General features: G+C 39.4%; 6 protein-coding genes. All 6 read left to right on the top strand.

Annotated features, from left to right (window positions below; genetic code table 11):
• Positions 1 to 461, top strand: a 461-nt coding sequence (locus ACYPWY_RS16045; protein WP_459686551.1) for a helicase C-terminal domain-containing protein, incomplete at its 5' end; no start/stop codon positions are given.
• A 57-nt stretch (positions 462 to 518) separates the two neighbouring features.
• Entirely contained in the window at positions 519 to 785 is a 267-nt protein-coding gene (locus ACYPWY_RS16040) for a hypothetical protein (RefSeq protein WP_459686550.1), read from the top strand.
• A 6-nt stretch (positions 786 to 791) separates the two neighbouring features.
• The gene (locus tag ACYPWY_RS16035) at positions 792 to 983 is read left to right on the top strand and encodes a hypothetical protein (protein ID WP_459686549.1); all 192 of its coding nucleotides are present in this window, start codon (positions 792 to 794) and stop codon (positions 981 to 983) included.
• A 1-nt stretch (position 984) separates the two neighbouring features.
• On the top strand, positions 985 to 1,131 hold the full coding sequence (locus tag ACYPWY_RS16030) for a hypothetical protein (protein WP_459686548.1): 147 nt from the start codon (positions 985 to 987) through the stop codon (positions 1,129 to 1,131).
• 10 nt (positions 1,132 to 1,141) lie between these two features.
• Positions 1,142 to 1,732, top strand: coding sequence for a hypothetical protein (locus ACYPWY_RS16025; protein ID WP_459686547.1), 591 nt, complete (start codon positions 1,142 to 1,144; stop codon positions 1,730 to 1,732).
• Positions 1,729 to 2,289: hypothetical protein (locus ACYPWY_RS16020; RefSeq protein WP_459686546.1), on the top strand; the 561-nt coding region annotated here is incomplete at its 3' end. The genes ACYPWY_RS16025 and ACYPWY_RS16020, both read left to right, overlap by 4 nt.

Here is a 2,289-nt window from a genome sequence, read left to right as displayed (position 1 = left end):
ACAGGGAACTCTTTATTATCCAAGGCGATGTTGCCTTTAAGAAACGTCAAAAAATTCTTGACCGCTTTGAGGCAACTACCAATGGAATTTTGATTGCTACCCAGCAAAGTCTAAAAAGTTCGGTCAACATTCCAAGTTGTAACGATGTCATTCTCGAAGCCCTGCAATGGAACATACCCAAAATGGAACAGTTTTATTTCCGCTTTATCCGGCTGGATTCCAAAGAACATACACGGGTGCATTTCGTAACGTATGAAGACTCCATTGAGCAAAACCTGATGGCGCTGGTATTAACGAAGGAACGCCTCAACGAATTTATCAAGACAGGCGAAGTGAAGGAAGAATCCGACATCTTTGATGAATTTGATATTTCGCCATCCCTTATCGAAAGCCTGCTGCATCGGGAAGAAGATAAAGAGGGAAACTTCCACATCACTTGGGGACAGCAAAAAGTCGCTTAATCAGCTAATTGACAAGAGTTATGTTAATTTTTTCAGGAAAGAATAGATATCGTATGTATGAAAAATAAAATATTACACGAAAATAGCCCCAAAAGCGACCCACGTAGCCCATATATTGAAGAACTTTTGATAAACCGGCTGAAACAAGCCGTCTCGGATATGAATGGATTTGATATAGAATATCTTGAAGGAATCCTTGGCTCATTAAATGAAAAATATCTAATACTAACTGACATTTCAGTATTTCAGAATGATATGACTATTCATTTTTCATGGAGAGGTAGTTCTTGCGATTTTTTGATAGTAAAAATGTTTAATAAGTAAAAAAATATGGAATTAAAATTTTTAGACAAAGTACGCTTTAAAGAAAGTGTAAGAAGACCGGGCATTGACCTTGAAAAAGTGTATATATTGCTTGGCATTGAGAGTAACAGATTTGTAATCATTCCGCATAATAAGTTAGGAACATGCGAAGTGGAAACATGGCACGCTAATACGGAAGAATGTTTAGAAAAAATATAGTATGGAAGAACAAGTAATTAAAACGTATGATTTTCACATCATTATCAAGGGAAAAGAAATAAAAGTTGTTGCGATAGAAAATGGTCACAGTATTCACATTCTGCCCGCAACAGCCAATAGTGTAATTATTCAGTCTATTAAAAATTAAAAACAAGAATATGAAAGTAAGAATTGGAAAATTATTGCCGAACGGTAACGTCCGGCACATCGACCTGCTCAATGTGGAAAAACCGGAGAAAACGGCTTTCACATTGAAGAACTTTTATTCCGTCGAAAAACGCTTGGATGCGCTGCTTGACTTGGGCAACCTCAACCGGCTTAATTCTTCCCCCTACGGGAAATACCGATGGTACGGCGACAAAGTTCATTGCCATGCCGCTATCCGCGACGATAACGGGAGCAGGAAACGGAACGAAGCCATGATTACAGCCCGCAGGGAAATCTTTACAAATCCGGTGGAACTGTGTTTCCTCTATGAAAACGGAAACTGGACAATACTCTTCGGAAAACGTTCCGAAAACATTGATTTCGCCCAAGTCCTTAACGTCATTAAATGGAAACCTTTCTTCAATCTGGAAATCTACGAATTTGAAAAGGACAACCGGTTTGCAAAAAATCATATCGCTTTTGCCGATTGGAAAGAACTGGAAGAATACGCTGAAAGGGAAAATAAACCGGTGTATGTGTTCCGCAATAACCGGCTTGCAACAACAATCAATCATCCACTAACAAAAAAGCAAACAGCATGAAACATATCACAGAAGCCGTCAAGAATTTGACGGAAGAACTTATTACACCGGAAATCGTTGCCGCTGCGCTTGCGGAAGGTCAGATAGAGTTGCTCAATTACCTGCCTGAAAAATACTTGTCCGAAAGCAATATCAATACATTGGTCGAAAACGACAAAAGCTACTGGGGACATTTCGACTTGGAACGCATTCCTGTTGAGTGTCGCAACCAAGCCGTTTGTGACTGCGCTTTGAAACGCCACAAGGATAATTACCGCCATGTTCCTGAAGAATTGAAATCCGTTTCCATGTTAAACGAGTTGCTGAGTGATGCCAATAAAAATATGCACCTGTTGGTATGTGTGCCGGAAAATCACTGGAACAGCGAATCAGTCTATACGGGCATACACTCCCTTTACAGAGAGCACTCCAATATTTATTCGTATGGCAAGCATTCCTACGGAAATAACATCAACCCACAAAACACACTGAAACTGGTACAAATACTTTGGTCATTTGTCCCCCGAACAATAAAAAATCAACAATTCTATCATGGGCTTTTTACTGTTTCCAATATG

Source organism: Viscerimonas tarda (assembly GCF_054601255.1).
Note: the sequence above shows the minus strand (reverse complement) of the source record. Positions and strands in the feature narration are given on the sequence as shown.